This window comes from Pseudonocardia sp. CA-107938 (assembly GCF_050936315.1).
GTDB lineage: Bacteria > Actinomycetota > Actinomycetes > Mycobacteriales > Pseudonocardiaceae > Pseudonocardia.
Genome location: NZ_JBNJNA010000001.1, coordinates 1,937,512 through 1,957,802, shown reverse-complemented (window position 1 = coordinate 1,957,802; position 20,291 = coordinate 1,937,512). Strand labels below are relative to the sequence as shown.

The window sequence follows — 20,291 nt, the reverse complement described above, 5'->3', positions numbered from 1 at the left end:
ATAATGTCCCCTCCCGCGCCCCGAGCTGCTGACGCACGCCCTGCGCCGGTCGATCCCTCTGTGCCCCCTTCCGAGGGCGCGTCGCGGAGCGAGGTCCCGGCCCGGGGCGACCGGCGGCCGGGGCGCGGGAGGCCTCGCCGTCGAGGTGGACGGCGCCCGGAACCGGCGGTGTCACCGGAGCTGGAGGCGCGCCTCCTCGAGCTGACCCTGCGCGACGAGGCCCGGCTGCGTCGCCGCCTCGGCACCGCCGGCATCGAGGCCGCCGTCGTCCAGGCCGAGCAGCGCGTCGAACGCCGCCGCGCCGCCGTCCCGCGCATCACCTATCCCGAGCAGCTGCCGGTCAGCGCCCGCCGCGACGACATCGCGGCGGCGATCCGCGACCACCAGGTGGTGATCGTCGCCGGCGAGACGGGCTCCGGGAAGACCACGCAGATCCCGAAGATCTGCCTGGAGCTGGGCCGCGGGGTGCGCGGCACGATCGGCCACACCCAGCCGCGCCGCCTGGCCGCCCGCACGGTGGCGGCCCGCATCGCCGAGGAGCTGGGCTCCGAGCTCGGCGAGACCGTCGGGTGGAAGGTGCGCTTCACCGACCAGGTCGGCGATTCCACGCTGGTCAAGCTCATGACGGACGGCATCCTGCTCGCCGAGCTGACCGGCGACCGGATGCTGCGCGAGTACGACACCCTGATCATCGACGAGGCCCACGAGCGCAGCCTCAACATCGACTTCATCCTCGGCTACCTGGCCCAGCTGCTCCCCCGCCGCCCCGACCTCAAGGTGATCATCACCTCGGCGACGATCGACCCGGAACGCTTCGCCAAGCACTTCGGCGACGCCCCGATCGTCGAGGTCAGCGGCCGCTCGTACCCGGTCGAGGTGCGGTACCGGCCCATCGTCGACCTCGACGACCCGGAGCACGATCCCGACCGCGACCAGCTCGACGCCATCGGCGACGCCGTCGCGGAGCTGCGCCGCGAGGGCCCCGGCGACATCCTCGTGTTCCTGCCCGGCGAGCGGGAGATCCGCGACACCGCCGACGGCCTGGCCAAACGCAACTTCCCCGGCATCGAGATCCTGCCGCTCTACGCCCGGCAGACCACCGCCGAGCAGCAGAAGGTGTTCGCGCCGAACGCGGCCACGCTGGGCCGGCGCGTCGTGCTCGCCACCAACGTCGCCGAGACGTCGCTGACCGTCCCCGGCATCCGCTACGTCATCGACCCCGGTCTGGCCCGCATCTCCCGCTACTCCCGGCGGTTGAAGGTGCAGCGGCTGCCGATCGAGAAGGTCTCGCAGGCCAGCGCCAACCAGCGCGCCGGCCGCTGCGGCCGCGTCGCCGACGGCATCTGCATCCGCCTCTACTCCGAGGACGACTTCGACGCGCGGCCCGCGTTCACCGACCCGGAGATCCTGCGCACCAACCTGGCGTCGGTCGTGCTGCAGATGATCGCGCTGGAACTCGGCGACATCTCCGCGTTCCCGTTCGTCGATCCGCCCGATGCACGCGCCGTCGCCGACGGTCTTGCGCTGCTGCACGAGCTGGGCGCGCTGACCGATCGCAACGGCCTCACACCGGTCGGCCGGGCGCTGTCGCGGCTGCCGGTCGACCCGCGGTTGGGGCGCATGCTCGTCGAGGCAGACCGCACCGGCTGCCTGCGCGAGGTGCTGGTCATCGCCGCCGCGCTGTCCGTCCAGGACCCGCGCGAACGACCCACCGAGCAGCGCCAGGCCGCCGACGAGAAGCATGCCCGGTTCGCGGACCAGGGCAGCGACTTCATGGCGTTCCTCAACCTCTGGAACTACGTCGGCGAGCAGCGCAAGGCGCTCTCCGGCAGCAAGTTCCGGCGCACGCTGCGCGACGAGTTCCTGCACTTCCTGCGCATCCGTGAGTGGCAGGACCTGCACCAGCAGCTGCGCATCGCGGCCCGCAACGCGGGCATGACGCTGAACGACGGCGACGCCGACCCCGACCGCGTCCACATCGCCGTGCTGTCGGGCCTGCTCTCGCAGATCGGGCTCAAGGAGGGTGAGAGCCGCGAGTACCTGGGCGCCCGCGGCGCGAAGTTCCTGATCTTCCCGGCGTCGCCGCTGGCCAGGAAGCCGCCGCGCTGGGTGATGGCCGCCGAGCTGGTGGAGACGTCGCGGCTGTTCGCCCGCACCGTCGCGAAGATCCAACCGGAGTGGATCGAGCCGCTCGCCGGCCACCTCGTGAAGCGCACGTACTCGGAGCCGCACTGGTCGCGCAAGCGCGCCGGCGCCGTCGCCACCGAGCGCGTGACGCTGCACGGCGTGCCGATCGTCGTCGACCGCCGCGTCGACTACGGGCGCATCGACCCCGAGGAGGCCCGCGAGCTCTTCATCCGGCACGCGCTCGTCGAGGGCGACTGGGAGACCCGGCACCGGTTCTTCCGGGCCAACCGGGCGCTGCTCGACACCGTCGAGGAACTGGAGGAACGGGCCCGGCGCCGCGACCTCGTCGTCGACGAGGACACGCTCGCCGCGTTCTACGAGGAGCGGATCCCGGCGTCGGTGGTGTCGGGGCGGCACTTCGACTCGTGGTGGAAGAAGGCGTCGCGGCAGCAGCCCGACCTGCTGGACTTCACCGAGGAGATGCTGCGCACCGAGCAGGCCGCCGGCATCGACCCGGCCGCCTACCCCGATCACGTCGAGGCCGGCGGGCTCACGCTGCCGCTGTCGTACGCGTTCGAACCGGGCAAGCGCGACGACGGCATCACCGTCGACGTACCGGCCGCGGCGCTGCACCAGATCGACGCCACCCCGTTCACCTGGCAGGTGCCGGGGCGGCGGGAAGAGCTGGTCACGGCGCTGATCAAGACGCTGCCGAAGAACATCCGGCGGCTCTACTCGCCGGCGCCCGATCACGCGCGCGCCGTGCTCACCCGGCTCACCGACACGTCCGAGCCGCTGCTCGACGGGCTGGAGCGCGAGCTCGGCCGGATGCGCGGCATCACCATCCCGCGCGAGGCGTGGGAGCTCGGCCGCCTGCCAGAGCACCTCACCGTCACGTTCCGGGTGGTGGACGAGCGCGGCCGCGAGGTCGCCCGCGGTACCGACCTCGACGAGCTGCGGCACCGGCTGGCCCCGCAGGTGCGCCGCGAGATGGCCGCCGCCGGAAAGGAGTTCGAGCGGCGCGGCCTCACCACCTGGACGCTGGGCACGCTGCCGCGCGAGCTGCCGATCCGGCGCGGCGCACACGTCGTCACCGCGTATCCGGGGCTGGTCGACCGCGGCACGACCGTCGACGTGCGCACGTTCCCCACGCAGGCCGAGCGCGACCCCACCCACCACCGCGGGGTGCGCCGGCTGCTCCTGCTGGAGACGCCGTCGCCGAACCGGCAGGTCGTGCGCGACCTGGACAACCAGGCGAAGCTCGCGCTCTCCCGCAACCCGCACGGCTCGGTGCCCGCGCTCGTCGACGACTGCACCACCGCGGCCGCCGACGCGCTGATCACCGCCGCCGGCGGCCCGTGCTGGGACGACGCCGGCTACGCGCGGTTGAAGACGATCTTCGCCCGCCAGCTCGGCTCCACCACCCTGCGGGTGCTGCGCGCCGTGCAGGGCGTGCTGGCCGTATGGCACCGGGTGCAGGCGCAGGTCGCCGACCTGCGGGCACCCGTCCTGCGGGCCGGCCTCGCGGACATCACGGCGCAGCTGGACGCGCTGGTCGGGCCCGGTTTCGTGACCGCTGCGGGCGCGTCCCGCCTCGGCGACGTGGCCCGGTGCCTGGAGGCGATCGAGAAGCGCATCGAGAAGCTGCGCGTCGACCCCGCCCGCGACGCCGCATGGACCGCCGAGGTCCGCGTCGTCGCCGACGAGTACGCCGCCGAGCTGGCCGCGCTGCCCGAGGGCGTCGAACCCTCCGCAGCGCTCACCGAGATCCGCTGGATGATCGAGGAGCTGCGGGTCAACCTCTACGCCCACCCGATCCGCACGAAGTACCCGGTGTCGGTGAAGCGCATCCAGAAGGCGATCGACGAGCTCCACTGACCCGGGGAACGCGTCGAGAACGACGTTGTGGTGATCAACAGGCCCTGTTGATCACCACAAGTTCGTTCTCGACGCGTCAGGCCGGGGTGTACTGCACCGCGACGTCCAGCACCCAGGTGACGCCGAAGCGGTCGGTGAGCATGCCGTAGAGCGGTGCCCACGGCGCCGGCTCCAGCGGCGCCCGCACCGTCGCGCCCTCGACGAGCTTCGCCCACAGCGCGCTGATCTCGTCGGCGTCGTCGCCGCGCAGCGACAGGAAGAACGAGTCGTCGCCGCGGCTCCACGGCTGGTCGGCCGGCACGTCGTAGGCCATGACGTGGAAGCCGTTCGGGGCGACGACCTGACCCCACTTGACCTGCTCCGGGTCGCCGGGGACGCCCATGTCGCCGTTCGTGATCACGACCAGCTCGCCGTCGAAGACGGAACGGTAGAACTCGAGCGCCGCGCGGGCGTCGCCGCGGAAGTTGAGGTGGGTGACGCTGCTGACTGCCATGTGGAACCTCCTGGTGCCGTTCTCGGACGACCACGAGGTTGCCCGGAGAAGAGGTCAGCTACGGTCCTCTACCTCCGGCAGTATCCGGAGCGTGTTGGAGACCTCGGCGCGACTGCTCTCGCTGCTCTCCCTGCTGCAGGCGCGTCGCGACTGGCCGGGACAGCTGCTGGCGGAGCGGCTGGACGTCAGCCCGCGCACCGTCCGCCGCGATGTCGACCGCCTGCGCGAGCTCGGCTACCCGATCCAGGCCACCAAGGGCCCCGACGGCGGCTACCGGCTGGCCGCCGGCACGGAGCTGCCGCCCCTGCTGTTCGACGACGACCAGGCGGTCGCGCTCGCCGTCGCGCTGCGGATCGCCGTCACGTCGGGTGCCGGTATCGAGGAGGCCGCCGCCCGCGCGCTGACCACGGTCCGGCAGGTCCTGCCCTCGCGGCTGCGGCACCGCGTCGACGCCGTCGACGTCACGGCGGTCCGCCGCGCCCCGCAGGCCGATCCCGCGGCGCTCGTGGCGATCGGCGCCGCGGTCCGCGGAAGCGAGGTGCTGCGCTTCGACTACCGGGACGACGTGCGCCGCGCCGAGCCGCACCACCTCGTGACCAGGGCCGGCCGCTGGTACCTCGTCGCCTGGGACCTCGACCGCGCCGATTGGCGCACCTTCCGCGTGGACCGCATGGCCCTGCGCACGCCGAACGGTCCGCGCTTCACGCCGCGCGAGATCCCGGGCGGTGACGTCGCCGCGTTCGTGGCCGGCCGGTTCCGTGGTGGCGACAGACCTGATGACTGGCCCTGCCGTGGCGAGGTCGTGCTCGATCTCGCCGCCGCCGAGGTCGCCCCGTTCGCCGGCGACGGGACCGTCGAGGCACTCGGCCCGGACCGCTGCCGGCTCTCGCTCGGCTCGTGGTCGTGGATCGGCCTCGCCGCGGCGCTGGCCCGCTTCGACACGGAGATCGAGGTCGTCGGCCCGGACGAGCTGCGACACGCCTTCGGCCGGCTGGCCGGGCGGTGCGCGCGGGCCGCGGAGTGAACCGGCCTCAGGGATACTGCGATCGGGGCGTCGGCTCCAGTTCCAGCACGTCGACGCCGGACGGCCAGTGCGCCGTGAGCGACGCGACCGCTGCGGAGTCGGGCACGCTCGCGATGCGCACCCGCACCTGCCGGGTGTGCACCGGCAGCGCCGGGAAGTCGTTGACCTGCGCGGACGTGCGCAGCTGCACGAACGGCTCCGGCAGCTTCGGCAGTGCGGGCCCGTCGGCGGCCGCCACCGCGACGACGACCCGCTCGTGCCCGGGCGCGGGCACGAACTCGCCGAACTCCGGCTCCAGCAGGTGCACGTCGTCGGAGTCGATCATCGTGGCGTTGGCGGCCGGGCCGTGCTCCTTCCACACGGGCCCGCCGTAGAACCCCTTCAGCGCGGCCAGGCGCACCGCCATGTCGGGGAACGCGCGGATCCACACGAACCGGTCCGGGTCGCGCACGTCGCGGAAGGTGCCGACGATCCGCGCGCCGAGCTCCTCCTGCGACTCCACGAACTCCCGCTCGAACAGCTCGATCAGCTCGTCCCGCCGACCGGGGTGGAGGATGTAGCGACGCAGCTCCATGATCGTCACGAGCGGAGCGTAGGGGCGGCCACCGACACTTTCGGCTCGACCAGGTTGAGGCCGAAGGCGGGCACCGACGGCACCGAACGCGGGTCGGCCGCGTGCAGTAGGCCGAGCATCATCCCCGCGTACCCGTTCATGAGGCCGCTGCGCCGGTCGAGCCGCGCCGTCGCCGTCGCCGGGTCGCCACCGGCCAGCACCTGGGCCGCGACGTGCCCGGCGATGCGCCGGCCGGCCGCGACCCACTCGTCCTCCCCCGTGGCGACGCCGGCGTCGAGCAGGAAGGCAGCGACGCCCAGGTCGCCGTCACAGACGTTCAGGACGGCGCCGCCCGGCCGCCGCGCGGTCGCCTCCGCGACCTGCCGCAGCCGGGCCACCTCGCCGATGCCGAGGCGGACCGCGACGGCGAGCGCGGTGCCGATCCCGGACGAGCCGTTGCACCACGTCGTGGTGACGGGCCCGGCCGGGCCGGTGCGCAGGTCGCGCCACCCACCTTCGGCGGGCACGAACTGCGCCTCCTGCCACCGCGCGAGCGCTTCCGCGTGCTCCCGCGCACCGGCCCACCCGTCGGCGGCGAGCAGCTCCAGCGCGAGGACGATCCCGGCGGACCCGTGCGCGAACCCGGCGAGCCCCTGCCCGTCCGGCCCGTGCCACCACGGTCCGCCCGCATCGGCCAGCGCGAGCAGCCGCTCCGCGCACCGCTGCCGGGCAGCATCCACCCGATCGCCGCCGAGCCGCTCGCGCACCGCCTCGAGCACCAGCACGGCGCCCGCCACCCCGAAGTGGACGTCCGGTGCCGGCGACCCGTCGGGCGCGCCCGCCAGCGCGGCGAGCGCCGCGTCGACCCGCGCGTCGACGCCGAGGAGCGCGGCGGCGAGCAGCTGCCCGCCCACCCCGGCGAAGGCGCCGAGCGCGCCCGGCACCGGCGTCCGCGACCAGCTCTCGACGACGTCGTCGCGCAGGGCGGCGATGCGCTCGTCACCCGTGCGCGCGGCGAGCTCCGCGCAGGCCAGTGCGATGCCGGCGAGTCCCTTGTAGAGCGACTCGTCGACGGGTCCGACGTGCCAGTCCGTGCCCGCGACCGACGAGACGTCGAGCCACGAGATGCCGGCCGGCGAGCGGCGGGCCCGGCGGCGCAGTGCGTGGCCGGCCGCGAGCGCCGCCTCGACCAGGTCGCCGTCGCCGGTGCGGGGCACGGCGGGCGGCACCTGCATGGTCTGCGGGAGCCGGTCGAACCGGTCGGCCAGCAGGCAGTCCGCGACCAGGTCGGACTCGACCGCGACGGCGTCCTCGGTCAGCGCGGCGATCCGCGCGGCGGCCCGGTCCAGGGGCGAGCGGTCGAGCCGGAGCACCGGTCGCCCGGCGCACCACGCCTCGACCGCGTCGGCGGCGACCTCCACCAGCGGCACGTCGCCGGCGAGCAGCGCGTCCACCTCGGCCGAGACCAGATCGGGCAGCGGCCGGCTGCCGTCGAGCGCGAGCTGGCCGAAGAACCTCTCGCGGGCACCACGATCGCTCAGCAGCGCCGGGTGGTCGGCCTTCTGCAGCAGCTCGGCGTAGCGGTACGTCGGGCGGACGATGATCCGCAGCGGGACGCCGCGGAACGCGTCCAGGCTGAGCCGGTCGTGCTGGTCCGCGATGTTGCCGGCCGCCGAGCGGAACCCGTCGAGCAGGGCGGCGTGCAGCTGCTCCTGCTCCGCCGCCGGCGCGGTGGCCAGGAAGGCGCTGATCACGTCGGCCCGCGGGGCGCCGGGGAACGGTCGCGCGCCCGGCAGCATGCTCGTGCTCACCGCGCTGTCGTGGACGGCCCAGGCGCCCGGCTCGTCCGGGATGAGGACGGGGTCGGTGCCGAGCGGCGTCTCGACGTCGACGAGCATCGGCACGGACCCGGCGCCGACGACGTTCTCGCGGTGCAGGTCGGTGCCGCCGAGCACCCAGACCACCGCCGCGATCCGGCCCAGCCGCCGCGCGTAGGCCGGCCGGTCGGTGCACGGACGGGGCTCGACCCAGCGGGTCCAGCCGTAGCCGGCACGGGGCAGGACCGCCGGCATGCGCACCTCGCGCTCGCCGACGGCCGTGCAGAACCGGCCGAACGCGACCATGGCGTCGACAGGACGCGGGCGGTACGCGAGCCGGGCGCCGCCGGCGTCGGTGACCGCGGCGACCGCGCGGGCGCCGTCGTGCGAGTCGCCGAGACCGAGCGTGATCGCCGCCGGCGCGAACGGCCGGCCCAGGCCGAGCCACTCGCCGAGCTCGGCGGCGTCCGCCTGCAGGCGCAGGGCGAGCTCGGCGGCCGCGGCCGCGCGGTTGCGCATCCGCACCTCGATCAGGTCGGCGAGCGCGCCGAACGTGCGGAGCACCTCCGGCCGCGCGCCCGGATCGCCGGCGAGTTCGCGCAGGTCCGCAGGCGCTTCCTCGCCGACCGCGCGCAACGCCGCGAGGTACGTGCGCAGCACCCGCTCGACCGAACCGGCCAGCTCGACGTTCCGCTGCCCGATCGCGAGGTCGAACCACGCAGCCGCCGGCGTGTCCAGCTCGCGCCTGACCGCCGTTGCATGCGCGTTCTCCAGCGGCGCGAGAAACAGTTGACCGGCCCCCATCTTGACACCATAACAATGAACGGGTACCCCTTCATGGGTACTGTCGGAATCATCGAAAGGAGCGATCGCAATGACGCACGCACTCGCCTCCGAACGTGCCCGGGAATGGGTGGACCAGAGCGTTCACGGAGGCGACGAGACCGGCCCGATAGGCGCCCCACCTGCAGAAAGAGGCATGACGACGCCCGAGATGACAGTGCTGTCCAGCTACGCGACGTACTGGCACCCAGGCCCGCCGCCGTACGCCTAATCCGTGCTGCGACTGATCGATAAACTCATTTCGACAAATTCCGCAGCGTCCGCGTAATCACGTGGTCGCGGACGCGCGGGCAGTCGCGTTGATCATGGGCAAAACGTTGCTCGTCGATCTTCATCAACCGCGTTTTGCCCATGATCAACGCACCCCTCGGGCGGCGCCACAAACGCCCACACATCCCGTCACCCTTTGTGGTGAACGGCGTACTGCGCGTGCAACAGCCTGGTGGGCCCGCACGACGAGGGGGCATGACGATCGAGAGTGCTCCCGCCGCGGCGCTGCCCGTCACGCGCCCGCTGCCGCTGGCCGCGCCGACCGCCGCGCTGCCTGTCGCCGAGCTGCCGGCCGTGCCGCGCTGGCAGGTGTGGGCCGCCGTCGCCGCCGGCCTGCTGGGCGGCGCGCTGATGGTGGTCGGCGTCGCGCTGCCCTGGTGAGCTGCCTCAGGGGTTGACCTGGATCTTCCGCCCGATGCCCTGCCGGAACTGGTCCAGCGCCGCCGGGTACTCCTCCAGCGGCAGCCGGTGGCTGATCATGACCTCGGGCTTCAGCGCACCTTCCGCGAAGAGTGCGGCGGCCCGCTCGTAGCTGTGCAGCACCGCCATCGAGCCGACGATCCGGATCTCCTTGTTGTAGACCCGGTACGGCGAGAAGGTGGCTTTCGCCCCCTCCGCCGACACCCCGAACTGCTGGAACGTGCCGCCCGGTGCGACCCGGCCGAGCCCGTCCTCGATCGCGGCGACGACGCCGGTGCAGTCGATGACGACCTCCCAGCCGCGCGGCCGGTCCAGCTCGTCCGCGCTGGTCACGGTGGCCGTGCAGCCCAGCTCCTTGGCCGTCTCCAGCCGGGCGGGGTTGAGGTCCACCATGCTGACGCTGCCGGCGCCGGCCCGCTTCGCCAGCTCCATCATCATCAGGCCCATGGTGCCGGCCCCGTAGATGAGGTAGTTGTCGGCGAGCGCGGGCTGCAGCACGTCGAACCCTCGGACGGCGCACGACAGCGGCTCGATCAGGGCCGCGTCCTGCAGCGAGACGCTCTCGGGCAGCCGCACGCAGTTCGCGGCCGGTGCGACCGCGAACTCGGCGGCGCCGCCCGGCTTGCTGACCCCGATCGCGTTCCAGTTCTCGCAGAGGTTGTTCTTCCCGAGCCGGCAGTAGTGGCACTCGTGGCAGTACAGCGACGGGTCCACCGCCACGGGATCGCCGACGCGCAGCTGCGTGACGTCGGAGCCGGCCGCCACCACCCGGCCGGCGAACTCGTGGCCGGGCACGATCGGCAGCGTCGGGGCGAACTCGCCTTCCGCGATGTGCAGGTCGGTGCCGCAGATGCCGCACGCGGCCACCTCGACCACGACCTCGCGGGCCCCCGGTGCCGGATCCGGCACCGTCTCGACGGTGACCGAGTCCGACGCGATGACCGCGGCTTTCACTTGATGGCCCCCAACGACAGTCCCTGCACGAGCTTGTCCTGAGCCGCGAACCCGGCGATCAGCACCGGCAGCGAGACGATCACCGCAGCGGCGCAGACCTTCGCCAGGAACAGTCCCTGGCTCGTGACGAACCCGATGAGGAACACCGGGGCCGTCTGGGCGACGGTACCCGTCAGGACGCGGGCGAACAGCAGCTCGTTCCAGCTGAAGATGAAGCAGATCAGCGACGTGGCGGCGATGCCGGGCAGCACCATCGGGATGACGATCGTGCGCAGCGTGTGGGTGAGCGAGCAGCCGTCCAGCGCCGCGGCCTCCAGCACCTCGCCGGGCACCTCGGCCAGGAACGACCGCATCATCCACACCGCGATCGGCAGGTTCATCGACGTGTACAGCACGATGAGCAGCCAGATGTTGTCGAGCATGCCGATGCCCTGCGCGATCAGGTAGACCGGCAGCAGGCCGGCCACCACGGGCAGCATCTTCGTGGAGAGGAAGAAGAACAGGACGTCCGTCCACTTCTCCACCGGCCGGATCGACAGCGCGTACGCCGCCGGGATCGCGAAGAGCAGCACGAGCACCGTCGAGAGGACGCTCGCGGTGATCGAGTTGAGCAGCGGCGGCCACGGTGTGGCCCCGCCGGCGGCGCCGAAGAAGTTCGCGTAGCCCTCGACGGTGAGCGGCGCGAACACCGACGGCGGGTTGGTGGCCGCGTCGGGCTCGCTGTGGAACGACGTCAGCACCATCCACACCACGGGTGCCACGAACAGCAGGCCGACGATCCAGGCGACCAGCCCCAGCAGCGCGCCGGACCGGTTCCGCTTCTTGGGCGGTGCCGGCGCGGTGACGGCGGGGGCATCCACGGTGACAGTCATCGTCCACCCTCCTGCTGGAACAGCGACGACACGCTGCGCAGCGCGAACGTGGCCAGGACGATCGTGCCGATCACGACCACGACGCCGGCGGCGGAGGCCCGGCCGTAGTCCTGGGCCTGGAAGAAGATCTGGTAGATCGTGTACGGCAGGTTGGCGGTGCCGAGGCTGCCGGACGTGATGGTGAAGACCGCGTCGAAGTTCTGCACGATGTAGATCGACCCGAGCAGCCCGCCCAGCTCCAGGTACTGGCGCAGGTGCGGGAAGGTCATGTGCCGGAAGATCTGCCAGTTGTTGCAGCCGTCGATCTGCGCCGCCTCGATGACGTCGAGCGGCTTGCCCTGCAGGCCGGCCAGCAGGATCAGCATCATGAACGGCGTCCACTGCCACACCAGCGCGATGATCACCGAGGTCAGCGGGGCGCTGGTGAGCCAGTCGGGCTGGACCGCGTTCGCTCCGAACAGCCAGGTCAGCAGCCCGTTGAGCAGGCCGTACTCGGGGTTGAACAGCGCGTGCTTCCACAGCAGCGCGGCCGCCACCGGCACGACGAGGAACGGCGTGATCATCATCGTGCGGACGATGCCGCGGCCGAGGAACACCCGGTCGAGCAGCAGCGCGATGAGCATGCCGAGCAGGAGCGAGACCAGCACCACCGACGCCGTGAGGATGATCGTGGTGATGATCGCGTCGCGCGTGTTGACGTCGGTGAGGACGCGCACGAAGTTGTCGAGCCCGGCGAACCCGCGCTCGTCGGGGTAGTACGCGTTCCAGTTCATGAACGAGATGATCAGCGTGCCGACGAACGGCAGCTGCGTCACGATCACCATGAAGACCAGCGCGGGCAGGAGCGGTGCCCGCCGGGCCCAGGCGCCGGCCCGCTTCAGCGCGGTGGGCTCGTTCGGCTCGGTGGCCGCGGGAGCCGCCGGCTTCTCGACCGTCGTGCTCATGATCAACCACTCCCCTCGGAACGGGACCGGTACCGCTCGGCGACGTCGTCGGCCAGCTGTTGGCCTCTGTCGAGGGCCTGCGCGACGGTCACCTGACCGGCGATGGCCGCGCTGACCTGCAGGGACACCTGGGTGCCCAGATCGGGGAACTCGGGGATGTCGACGAACTGGATGCCCAGCGCCGGCCGGGGCTGCACTCCCGGGTTCTTCGGGTCGGCCGCCTCGATCGCGGCCTTGGTGGGCGCGGCGAACGACGACGACTCGGCCAGGTACTGCGGGTTGGAGTACGTGGACGCGCGCTTGCCGGCCGGCACGCTGGACCAGCCGATCTGCTCACCGACGAGCTGCTCGTACTCCTTGCCCGACGCCCAGGAGATGAACTTCCAGGCGTTGTCCTTCTTCGTGCTGGCGTTCTGGATGCCCCACGACCAGGCGTAGAGCCAGCCCGAGCTCGCCGTCTGCTTCACGGGCGCCGGCGCGTAGCCGATCTTGCCCTTGACCTTGGAGTCCGCGGCCTCGAGCGAGCCGGCGGCCGACGTGGCGTCGTACCACATGGCGACGTTGCCCTGGATCAGGTTGTTCAGGCACTCGGTGAAACCGGCCTGCGGGGCGCCCGTCTCGCCGTGCGTGCGCACCAGGTCGACGTAGAACTGCACGGCGTTGGTGAACTCCGGCGCGTTGACCTTCGCCTGCCAGTCCGCCGTGAACCACGTGCCGCCGAACGTGTTGACCACGGTCGTGAGCGGCGCGAACACCTGCCCCCACCCGGGTTGGCCGCGCAGGCAGATGCCCTTCATGCCCGGCTGCGCACCGTCGAGCTGCGCGGCGAGCTGGGCGACCTGGTCCCACGTCGGCTTCGCCGGCATGGTCAGGCCCTTGGCTGCCAGCACGTCCTTGCGGTACATGAGGAAGGACGACTCGCCGTAGAACGGCTCCCCGTAGATCTTGCCGTCGGCCGCGGTGAGCGACGTCGTCATCGGCTTGAGGATGTCGGCCTGGTCGAACGTGGGGTCCTTCGCGATGTAGTCGTCGAGCGGGGCGATCCAGCGGCTGCGCGCGTAGATCGGGATCTCGAAGTTCGACACCGTCGCGACGTCGTACTGGCCGGCCTGGCTGGAGAACTCCTGGCTGATCTTGTCGCGCACGTCGTTCTCGGGCAGCACCGTGAAGTTCACGGTGATGCCGGTCTGCTTCGTGAAGTGCTCGGCCGTCAACCTCTGCAGGTCCACCATCTGCTGGTTGTTGACCATGAGCACGTTGATGCTGTTCGGGCCGCCGGCGCCGACGCCGCCACCCCATCCGGCACATGCCGTGCTCGACAGCAGGACAAGGGCGAGCAGCACTGCTCGCAACCCAGATCGCCGCACTGCGTCCTCCCCGGATCCGCGGGGCCGCTCAGATGAGCGCGGCCCAGCACACACGAAAGAGTGTGGCATCGCTCACCCATCGTCAATGGCCGATGCAATAATGCGACTCGCTCCGCTCATATGAGCACCACGGGGGTGGGACATGGCAGTACCCGACGACGCGGTGCAGGGCCCCGCGCACCTCGTCCTGTCGGCGTCGGTGGCGCGCCGCTACTACCTCGACGGGCGCACGAAGATCGAGATCGCCGAGGAGTTCCGGCTGTCCCGGTTCAAGGTCGCGCGGCTCCTCGACGACGCGCGCGCGAGCGGTCTCGTCCGCATCGAGATCGGCCATCCCGGCGTGGTCGACGTGGAGCTGTCCGGTCGTCTGATGGAGGCGCTCGGGCTGAAGCACTGCATCGTCACCGACACCCCCGACGACGACCCGACCGCGCTGCGCGAGCACCTCGCCGCCGCCTCGGCCGACCTGCTCAGCGAGCTCGTCACGGCCGACGACGTGCTGGGCCTGTCCTGGTCACGGGCGGTGTCGGCGATGGCGACGAAGCTGCGCCGGCTCGCCCCGGCACCCGTCGTGCAGCTGACCGGGGCGCTGGCCCGCTCGGTGCTCGACAACAGCTCGATCGAGCTGGTGCGCGAGGTCGCGCGGATCTCCGGCGGGCCGGCGTACTTCTACTACGCGCCCATGGCGGTGCCCGACGCGACCACGGCGCGGGCGCTGCGCAGCCAGCCCGAGGTCGCGCGGACCTTCTCCCTCATCGGCTCGGTCACCATCGCCGTCGCGGGCGTCGGCGCGTGGGCGCCCGAGCTCTCCACCCTCTACGACGCGGCGACGGAGGCCGAGCGCGTCGACCTGACCCGCCGCGGTGTCGCCGCCGAGGTCTCCGGCGTGCTGCTCGATGCCGCCGGCGAGACCGTCACGGCCCCGCTCACCGAGCGCATGATCGGCATCAACGCCGCTCAGATGAGAGCGGTGCCCGAAGTCATCGGCATCGCGTACGGGCTCGGCAAGGCCGACGCCGTGCTCGCAGCCGTGCGCGGCGGGCTCGTCGACAGCCTCGTCACCCACTCCACGCTCGCGACCCGGCTGATCGGCGCCGCGTCCGGGGCCGCCTGATGTCGGTGCAGCCCTCCGGCGAGGTGCCGCTGCTCGGCGGCACCGCCAACCGGGGGCGCGTCCACCGCGTGGGCGACACCGTGCGTCGCCCGCTGCGACCCACCGCACCGGCCACGCACGCGCTGCTGCGCCACCTCGAACGCGTCGGGTTCGACGGCGCGCCGCGCATCCTCGGCATCGACCGGACCGGCCGCGAGGTGCTCAGCTACGTGCACGGCACGGCGATCACCGCGCCGGCGCCGACCTGGGCACTCTCCGACAGTGCGCTGCGCTCCGTCGGGGAGCTGCTGCGCCGCTTCCACGAGGCCGTCGCCGACTTCGACCCGAGCCCGTACGCCTGGCCTGCCTCGGCGCCGCCCCCGTTCTCCGGCGGCACGATCACCCACAACGACCCGAACCTCGACAACGTCGTCTTCCGCGACGGCCGCGCCGTCGCGCTGATCGACTTCGACCTCGCCGCCCCCGGCGCGCCGGTCTGGGACCTGGCCGGAGCCGCCCGGCTGTGGGCGCCGCTGCGCTCCCCCGCCGACACCGACGACCCGCGCCGCGGCCACGAGCTGCACCGGCTGCGGGTGCTGGTCGACGCGTACGGCGAGGTCGAGCGCGATCTCGTCGTCGACGCGGTGGTGCGCAACCACGAGTGGATGTGCGCGCTCGTGCGCGACGGTGCCCGCCGCGGCGTGCCCGGATTCGCCGCCTACTGGACGGGGCAGGCGCAGCAACGCGCCGACCGCACCCGCGCCTGGCTCGCCGAGCACGCCGCCGCCATGCGCCGGGCCCTGGTCACGCCGGGGGCACGTCGAACGTGAGGAACGGGTCGCGGCCGAAGGTCACCACGGCCTTGCGGCCGTCGGGCGTGATCGCCAGGCCCGCCGGCGAGCTGTCGGGGAGGGGCAGTGCCTCGCGCAGCCGGGCCGCGGCGATGTCGATCACCGCGAGCTTGCCGGGGTAGGACTGCGTCACGTACGCCAGCCGCCCGTCCGGCGTGATCGCGACGGACGACGGGAGCGTGCCCATCGGGATCGTCGCCACCACGCTCGCGGTGCTGGTGTCCACGATCGAGACCGTGTCCTCGGTCGCGTCGGTGCTGCCCTTGGAGTTGGCGACGACGAGCCGGCGGCCGTCCGGCGTGATGGCCATCCCGCGGGGCGCGCTGCCGGCGGCCGAGGTGGGGATGGTGGCCGCGACCGTGTTGCTCGCGGTGTCGAGGACCGAGATCCCCTTGTCGTCGCCGAAGTAGACCCGCCGTCCGTCGGGAGCGGCCACCGGTGCCCCGAAGTCGAAGGTGCTCCTCCTGCGGATGGTCGCCGTGACCGTGTTGGTGGCCGTGTCGAACACCGAGATGCGCTGGTCGGCGGTCGCGTACCCCCGGCCGTCGGTCAGGACGGCGACACCGCGGGGATTCACGCCGGAGACGTCGACGGTGCCCACGACGGCGTTCGTCGACGTGTCGACCACGGCGAGCGGTCCGTCGAAGCGGGAGACGTAGAGGTGCCGGCCGTCGGGCGTGGCGGTGATGCTCCGCGGCGAGCCGCCGACGTGGATGCAGCCGGCGGTGGAGTTGCGGTCGAGGTCCAGGACCGTCACGGAGTCGGAGCCGGCGAAGATCGCGTAGGCGCGGTGGCCGTCGGGAGCGATCGTCAGTGCGTTGTTGCGCAGGCCGAACGTGCCGGACTCGCCGCAGGCCGCCGGCGGCGGGCCCGCGAGCGGCTCGGTTCGCCACGGCGCGGCGACCAGCAGGGCCGCGGTGACCGCAGCGGCCGCCGCCAGCGCGCCGGCGGCGATCCACCGGCCGGTCGATCGGCGTGGCGTGGGCGCGGTGTCGGCCAGCGTCGCCACGGCCCGGCGGGCAGCCGTGGCCAACGCGCCGGCGCTGGCGAACCGCTGGTCGGGATCCTTGGCCAGCGCCGTCTCGATCACGGCGTCGACGGCGGCCGGCAGCTCCGGGCGCAGCTCCGTCGGGCGCGGCGGGGGCCGGCTCGCGTGCTGGTAGACCAGCATGAGGAAGTCGCCGCCGGGGAACGGCCTGCTGCCCGTGATCAGCTCGAACAGCAGGCAGCCGAGCGAGTAGACGTCCGCGCGGTGGTCGATGCGATCGCCCCTGAACCGTTCGGGGGCCATGTAGGCGGGTGATCCGACCGCGGCTCCGGTCAGCGTGATCCGGCCGTCGGCGTCGGGTGCAGCGGTGGTGGCGATGCCGAAGTCGGCGAGGTAGACCGCGTCCGGCGTGCCGGGCGGCACCGCGGCCAGCAGCACGTTCGCCGGTTTGACGTCGCGGTGCACGAGCCCGGCCGCGTGTGCGGCGTCGAGCGCCGCGGCGACCTGCTCGACGATGTCGACGGCGCGCGCTGCGGGGAGCGCCCCCTCCCGATCCAGCAGGTGGCCGAGGTCCTCGCCCTCGACCAGGCGCATGTCGATGAACAGCCGACCGTCGATCTCGCCGTAGCGGTGGATCGGGATGACGTGCTGCTCGCTCAGGTTCGCCGCCGTCCGGGCCTCCCGCTCGAACCGCGCCCGGTACTCGTCGTCCGCCGACAGCGACTCCAGCAGCACCTTGACCGCGACCATCCGGTCGTGCGCGGCGTCGTAGGCCCGCCAGACCTCGCCCATCCCGCCACGGCCCAGCAGCTCCTCCAACCGGTACGGGCCGAACCGCGTCACGACAGGTTCCAGACCCGCACGGTGTCGTCCCACCCGCCGGAGACGAGCACCGGCCGGCCGCCGACCTCTGTCGTGGCCAGCGACCACACGATGTCGCTGTGGCCGGCCAGCGGCGGACCCACGAGCTGACCGCTGCCCAGGTCGAAGACCCGGATCTGGTCCTCGTCGGCCGTGGCCGCGACGACGGGCCGCCCGTTCACCACCACCGTCGCGAGGTCGTTCGGCTCGCCGTCGGTGCGGACGGGCTGGCCGATCGGCTGGCCGGTCGCCAGGTCCCACCTGCGGTAGTCGGTGTCGTACCCGGAGACGATGATCGGCCGGCCGTCGAGCTGCGCGGTCGCCAGCGCGTTCGAGTGCTCGGGCAGCGGGGGGTCGATCGGCTGGCCGGTGGCGGCGTCCCAGCGCCGGATCTCCTGGTTGATCCCGCCCGAGGCGATGATGATCGGCCGGCCGGCCAGCTGGGCCGTGATCACCTCGTTGAACGAGCCGTTGGCCGCGCTGGCGATCGGTGCCCCGAGCGGCCGGCCCGTGGCCAGGTCGAAGCGGCGGATCGAGTAGTCGCTCGCGGCGATGCCGCCGCTGCCGGAGACGATGACGGGCCGGCCGTCGATCTCGGTGACCGCCACGGCCATCACCGCGCTCCCGTGGCCGGTGATGGGCGCTCCGATGGGAGCGCCGGTGGCCAGGTCCCACCGGCGGATCGTCGTGTCGTCACTGCCGGAGACGATCACCGGACGCCCGTCGAGCTGGGCGATCGCCAGCTCGTTGACGTCGCCGGTGTGCCCGGTCAGCGGCGCGCCGACGGGTTCGCCGGTGGCCAGGTCCCAGCGGCGGATCGTCCGGTCGACGCCGCCGGAGACGATCACGGTGCGGCCGTCTACCTGGCCGACGGCGACCGTGTAGACGGCGTTGGTGTGCCCGGTCAGTGTCCGTACCAGTGGAGTCCCGGCCGACGCCCCGGGCGCGCGCGGGACGGCGGGGTCCCAGAGGCGAATCGTGTTGTCCGGACTGCCGGTGACGAGCACCGGCCGGCCCTCCAGCTGCGTGACGGCGAGCGTGTCGATCGCGCCCGTGTGCCCGGTGACGGGCTGCCCGATGACCGTCCGCGCGGCGAGGTCCCAGAGGCGGACCGTCCGGTCCTCCCCGGCGGAGGCGACGACCGGCTTGCCGTCCAGCGTCGTCGCCGCGAGCGCGAGGATCTTGCCGGTGTCCCGGTGAGCGGCGCGCCGATGGGCGCGCCGGTGCCGAGGTCCCACACCCACAGCGCGCTGCTGCTGCTCGCGACCAGCACCGGCCTGCCGTCCAGCTCGGTGAGGGCGACGGCGTACACGTCCGTGATCGGGCCGCTGAAGGTCCGGCCGATCTCCTGGCGGGTGGTCAGGTCCCAGGCGCGCACGGTCGCGCCCGAGCCGGCCGCGATCACGACCGTGCGGCCGTCGAGCTGGGTGCTCAGGATGTTCGAGACGATGTTGTAGCCGGTCATGGGCCGGCCGACCCGCTCGTGGGTGGCGAGGTCCCAGACCGTGATCGACCCGCCCTGGTCGCCGGCGAGGATCACCGCTCGCCCGTCGAGGCGAGCGGTGGCGACGGCCGTGATCGGCCGGTCGGTGGCCGCGATCGGCGCCCCGACGGGTTGCCGGCTCGCCAGGTCCCAGACCTGCAGCGTCTGCTCCCCGCCCGAGACGACGACCGGCTGGCCGTCGAGTTCGGCGACGGCGAGGGACTGGACGGAGCCGGCGGCCTTGGGCGTCCGCCCGATCGACGTGCGCGTGGCGGCGTCCCACACCTCGACCGCGCGGTCACCGGTCCCGGCGACGAGCACCGGCGCCCCGTTCAGCTGCGCGACGACGACGTCGGAGCCGTACATCTCGCTGTCGATGCGCCCGAGCTCGGCGCTCGCCGCCGGCGACACCGGCCGGCGCAGCGTGACGGCGTACGTGACGACGAGGGCGACGACGACCAGGATCGCCACCCCGATCGCGAGCATCCCGCGGTGGCGGCCGGGCGCCGGGTCGCGGCGCACCGGCGTGACGTCGTCCGTCGGCAGCGCGGGACCGGTCACCGTCGTGGCGGATGTGGTCGGCCGCGGGGCCGGCCGGGGCGGCGGCGCCGGCTCCTTCGCGGTGGTGGCCCGGCGGGCGGCCGCGGCGAGCGCGCCGGCGCTGGGGAACCGCTCATCCGGGTCCTTGGCCAGCGCAGCGGCGACGACGACGTCGAAGGCGGCCGGGAGCTCCGGGCGGACGTCGGTCGGCCGCGGAGGAGGCTGGGTGGCGTGCTGGTGGAGCAGCGCGACCACGTCGTCGCCGAGGAACGGCTTCTCCCCGGTCAGCATCTCGTGCAGCAGGCAACCCAGCGCGTACACGTCGGCGCGGTGGTCGACCCGCCCGACCGTGAACCGCTCCGGGGCCATGTAGGAGGGCGTGCCGACCGCTGCCCCGGTCAGCGTGAGCCGGGCCTCCGCGTCGACGAGCGCGGCGATGCCGAAGTCGGCCAGGTAGACCGAGTCCGGCGCGCCCTCGGGCGTGGTGGCCAGCAGGACGTTCGCCGGTTTGACGTCGCGGTGCACGAGCCCGACCGCGTGCGCAGCGTCGAGCGCCGCCGCGACCTGGCTGACCACCGCGACCGCGCGGTGCACCGGCAACGCGCCCTCCCGGTCGAGGACCTTCCCGAGGTCCTCGCCCACGATCAGGCGCATGTCGATGAACAGCCGACCCTCGATCTCGCCGTAGCGGTGGATCGGGATGACGTGCTGCTCGTGGAGGTTCGCCGCGGTCCGCGCCTCCCGCTCGAACCGCGTCCGGTACGCGGCGTCCGCGGACAGCGATTCGAGCAGGAGCTTGATGGCGACCACGCGGTGCTGGTCGGTGTCGTAGGCCCGCCAGACCTCGCCCATCCCGCCCCGGCCCAGCAACGAATCGAGCCGGTAGGGGCCGAACTCACCTCCGGCCACGAGG

At 73.0% G+C, this 20,291-nt stretch carries 15 protein-coding genes; 5 read left to right on the top strand and 10 right to left on the bottom strand.

Features of this window, described 5'->3' with window-relative positions; all coding sequences use genetic code 11:
- Nucleotides 1–168 precede the first annotated feature (168 nt).
- The gene (gene hrpA / locus ACQEVB_RS09680; RefSeq protein WP_432967739.1) at nt 169–4,005 is read left to right on the top strand and encodes an ATP-dependent RNA helicase HrpA; all 3,837 of its coding nucleotides are present in this window, start codon (nt 169–171) and stop codon (nt 4,003–4,005) included.
- A 76-nt stretch (nt 4,006–4,081) separates the two neighbouring features.
- Here the strand turns inward: hrpA and ACQEVB_RS09675 are convergent, their stop codons facing one another.
- Entirely contained in the window at nt 4,082–4,498 is a 417-nt protein-coding gene (locus tag ACQEVB_RS09675; RefSeq protein WP_432967736.1) for a VOC family protein, read from the bottom strand.
- Between the two features lie 91 nt (nt 4,499–4,589).
- On the opposite strand from ACQEVB_RS09675, the gene ACQEVB_RS09670 reads away from it, so the two are divergent.
- Entirely contained in the window at nt 4,590–5,522 is a 933-nt protein-coding gene (locus ACQEVB_RS09670) for a helix-turn-helix transcriptional regulator (RefSeq protein WP_432967733.1), read from the top strand.
- A 7-nt stretch (nt 5,523–5,529) separates the two neighbouring features.
- Here the strand turns inward: ACQEVB_RS09670 and ACQEVB_RS09665 are convergent, their stop codons facing one another.
- The gene (locus ACQEVB_RS09665; RefSeq protein ID WP_432980262.1) at nt 5,530–6,096 is read right to left on the bottom strand and encodes an NIPSNAP family protein; all 567 of its coding nucleotides are present in this window, start codon (nt 6,094–6,096) and stop codon (nt 5,530–5,532) included.
- Between the two features lie 5 nt (nt 6,097–6,101).
- A complete protein-coding gene (locus ACQEVB_RS09660; protein ID WP_432967730.1) occupies nt 6,102–8,696 on the bottom strand; it encodes a DUF4135 domain-containing protein in 2,595 nt (864 codons plus the stop codon).
- A gap of 504 nt (nt 8,697–9,200) precedes the next feature.
- Between ACQEVB_RS09660 and ACQEVB_RS09655 the strand changes: the two genes are divergently transcribed.
- On the top strand, nt 9,201–9,386 hold the full coding sequence (locus tag ACQEVB_RS09655; protein ID WP_432967727.1) for a hypothetical protein: 186 nt from the start codon (nt 9,201–9,203) through the stop codon (nt 9,384–9,386).
- 6 nt (nt 9,387–9,392) lie between these two features.
- Here the strand turns inward: ACQEVB_RS09655 and ACQEVB_RS09650 are convergent, their stop codons facing one another.
- Genes ACQEVB_RS09650 through ACQEVB_RS09635 form a run of 4 tightly spaced genes read right to left on the bottom strand, consistent with a single transcriptional unit; the run spans nt 9,393 to nt 13,538 of the window.
- Nucleotides 9,393–10,379 (bottom strand): zinc-dependent alcohol dehydrogenase family protein, encoded by a 987-nt coding sequence (locus ACQEVB_RS09650; protein ID WP_432967724.1) that lies wholly within the window; start codon nt 10,377–10,379, stop codon nt 9,393–9,395.
- Nucleotides 10,376–11,251, bottom strand: coding sequence for a carbohydrate ABC transporter permease (locus tag ACQEVB_RS09645; protein ID WP_432967721.1), 876 nt, complete (start codon nt 11,249–11,251; stop codon nt 10,376–10,378). Before ACQEVB_RS09645 ends, ACQEVB_RS09650 begins: the two co-directional genes overlap by 4 nt.
- A complete protein-coding gene (locus tag ACQEVB_RS09640; RefSeq protein WP_432967718.1) occupies nt 11,248–12,195 on the bottom strand; it encodes a carbohydrate ABC transporter permease in 948 nt (315 codons plus the stop codon). Before ACQEVB_RS09640 ends, ACQEVB_RS09645 begins: the two co-directional genes overlap by 4 nt.
- Nucleotides 12,196–12,197: 2 nt before the next feature.
- A complete protein-coding gene (locus tag ACQEVB_RS09635) occupies nt 12,198–13,538 on the bottom strand; it encodes an ABC transporter substrate-binding protein (protein ID WP_432967715.1) in 1,341 nt (446 codons plus the stop codon).
- A 166-nt stretch (nt 13,539–13,704) separates the two neighbouring features.
- On the opposite strand from ACQEVB_RS09635, the gene ACQEVB_RS09630 reads away from it, so the two are divergent.
- Both ACQEVB_RS09630 and ACQEVB_RS09625 read left to right on the top strand, forming a co-directional pair.
- Nucleotides 13,705–14,676, top strand: coding sequence for a sugar-binding transcriptional regulator (locus ACQEVB_RS09630; RefSeq protein ID WP_432967712.1), 972 nt, complete (start codon nt 13,705–13,707; stop codon nt 14,674–14,676).
- Complete coding sequence (locus tag ACQEVB_RS09625) at nt 14,676–15,485, top strand: phosphotransferase enzyme family protein (RefSeq protein ID WP_432967709.1); 810 nt, start codon at nt 14,676–14,678, stop codon at nt 15,483–15,485. Before ACQEVB_RS09630 ends, ACQEVB_RS09625 begins: the two co-directional genes overlap by 1 nt.
- Here ACQEVB_RS09625 and ACQEVB_RS09620 read toward each other — a convergent pair.
- From ACQEVB_RS09620 to ACQEVB_RS09610, 3 genes are read right to left on the bottom strand one after another with little or no spacing between them, the layout of a single operon-like run.
- Entirely contained in the window at nt 15,460–17,337 is a 1,878-nt protein-coding gene (locus ACQEVB_RS09620) for a protein kinase domain-containing protein (protein ID WP_432967706.1), read from the bottom strand. The genes ACQEVB_RS09625 and ACQEVB_RS09620 overlap by 26 nt on opposite strands.
- Nucleotides 17,334–18,377, bottom strand: a complete 1,044-nt coding sequence (locus tag ACQEVB_RS09615; protein WP_432980259.1) for a WD40 repeat domain-containing protein — start codon at nt 18,375–18,377, stop codon at nt 17,334–17,336. The genes ACQEVB_RS09620 and ACQEVB_RS09615 overlap by 4 nt, the downstream gene beginning before the upstream one ends.
- Nucleotides 18,260–20,287 carry a WD40 repeat domain-containing serine/threonine protein kinase gene (locus tag ACQEVB_RS09610; protein WP_432967703.1) on the bottom strand — a complete coding sequence of 676 codons (2,028 nt, stop codon included), beginning with the start codon at nt 20,285–20,287 and terminating at the stop codon, nt 18,260–18,262. The genes ACQEVB_RS09615 and ACQEVB_RS09610 overlap by 118 nt, the downstream gene beginning before the upstream one ends.
- Between the last annotated feature and the right edge of the window lie 4 nt (nt 20,288–20,291).

Bases quoted from the DNA above. Each gene is read 5' to 3' on its own strand.
- ACQEVB_RS09645 (WP_432967721.1), bottom strand. From the start codon at position 11,251: ATGACTGTCACCGTGGATGCCCCCGCCGTCACCGCGCCGGCACCGCCC.
- ACQEVB_RS09665 (WP_432980262.1), bottom strand. From the start codon at position 6,096: ATGGAGCTGCGTCGCTACATCCTCCACCCCGGTCGGCGGGACGAGCTG.
- ACQEVB_RS09675 (WP_432967736.1), bottom strand. From the start codon at position 4,498: ATGGCAGTCAGCAGCGTCACCCACCTCAACTTCCGCGGCGACGCCCGC.
- ACQEVB_RS09655 (WP_432967727.1), top strand. From the start codon at position 9,201: ATGACGATCGAGAGTGCTCCCGCCGCGGCGCTGCCCGTCACGCGCCCG.
- ACQEVB_RS09625 (WP_432967709.1), top strand. From the start codon at position 14,676: ATGTCGGTGCAGCCCTCCGGCGAGGTGCCGCTGCTCGGCGGCACCGCC.
- ACQEVB_RS09660 (WP_432967730.1), bottom strand. From the start codon at position 8,696: ATGGGGGCCGGTCAACTGTTTCTCGCGCCGCTGGAGAACGCGCATGCA.
- ACQEVB_RS09630 (WP_432967712.1), top strand. From the start codon at position 13,705: ATGGCAGTACCCGACGACGCGGTGCAGGGCCCCGCGCACCTCGTCCTG.
- ACQEVB_RS09640 (WP_432967718.1), bottom strand. From the start codon at position 12,195: ATGAGCACGACGGTCGAGAAGCCGGCGGCTCCCGCGGCCACCGAGCCG.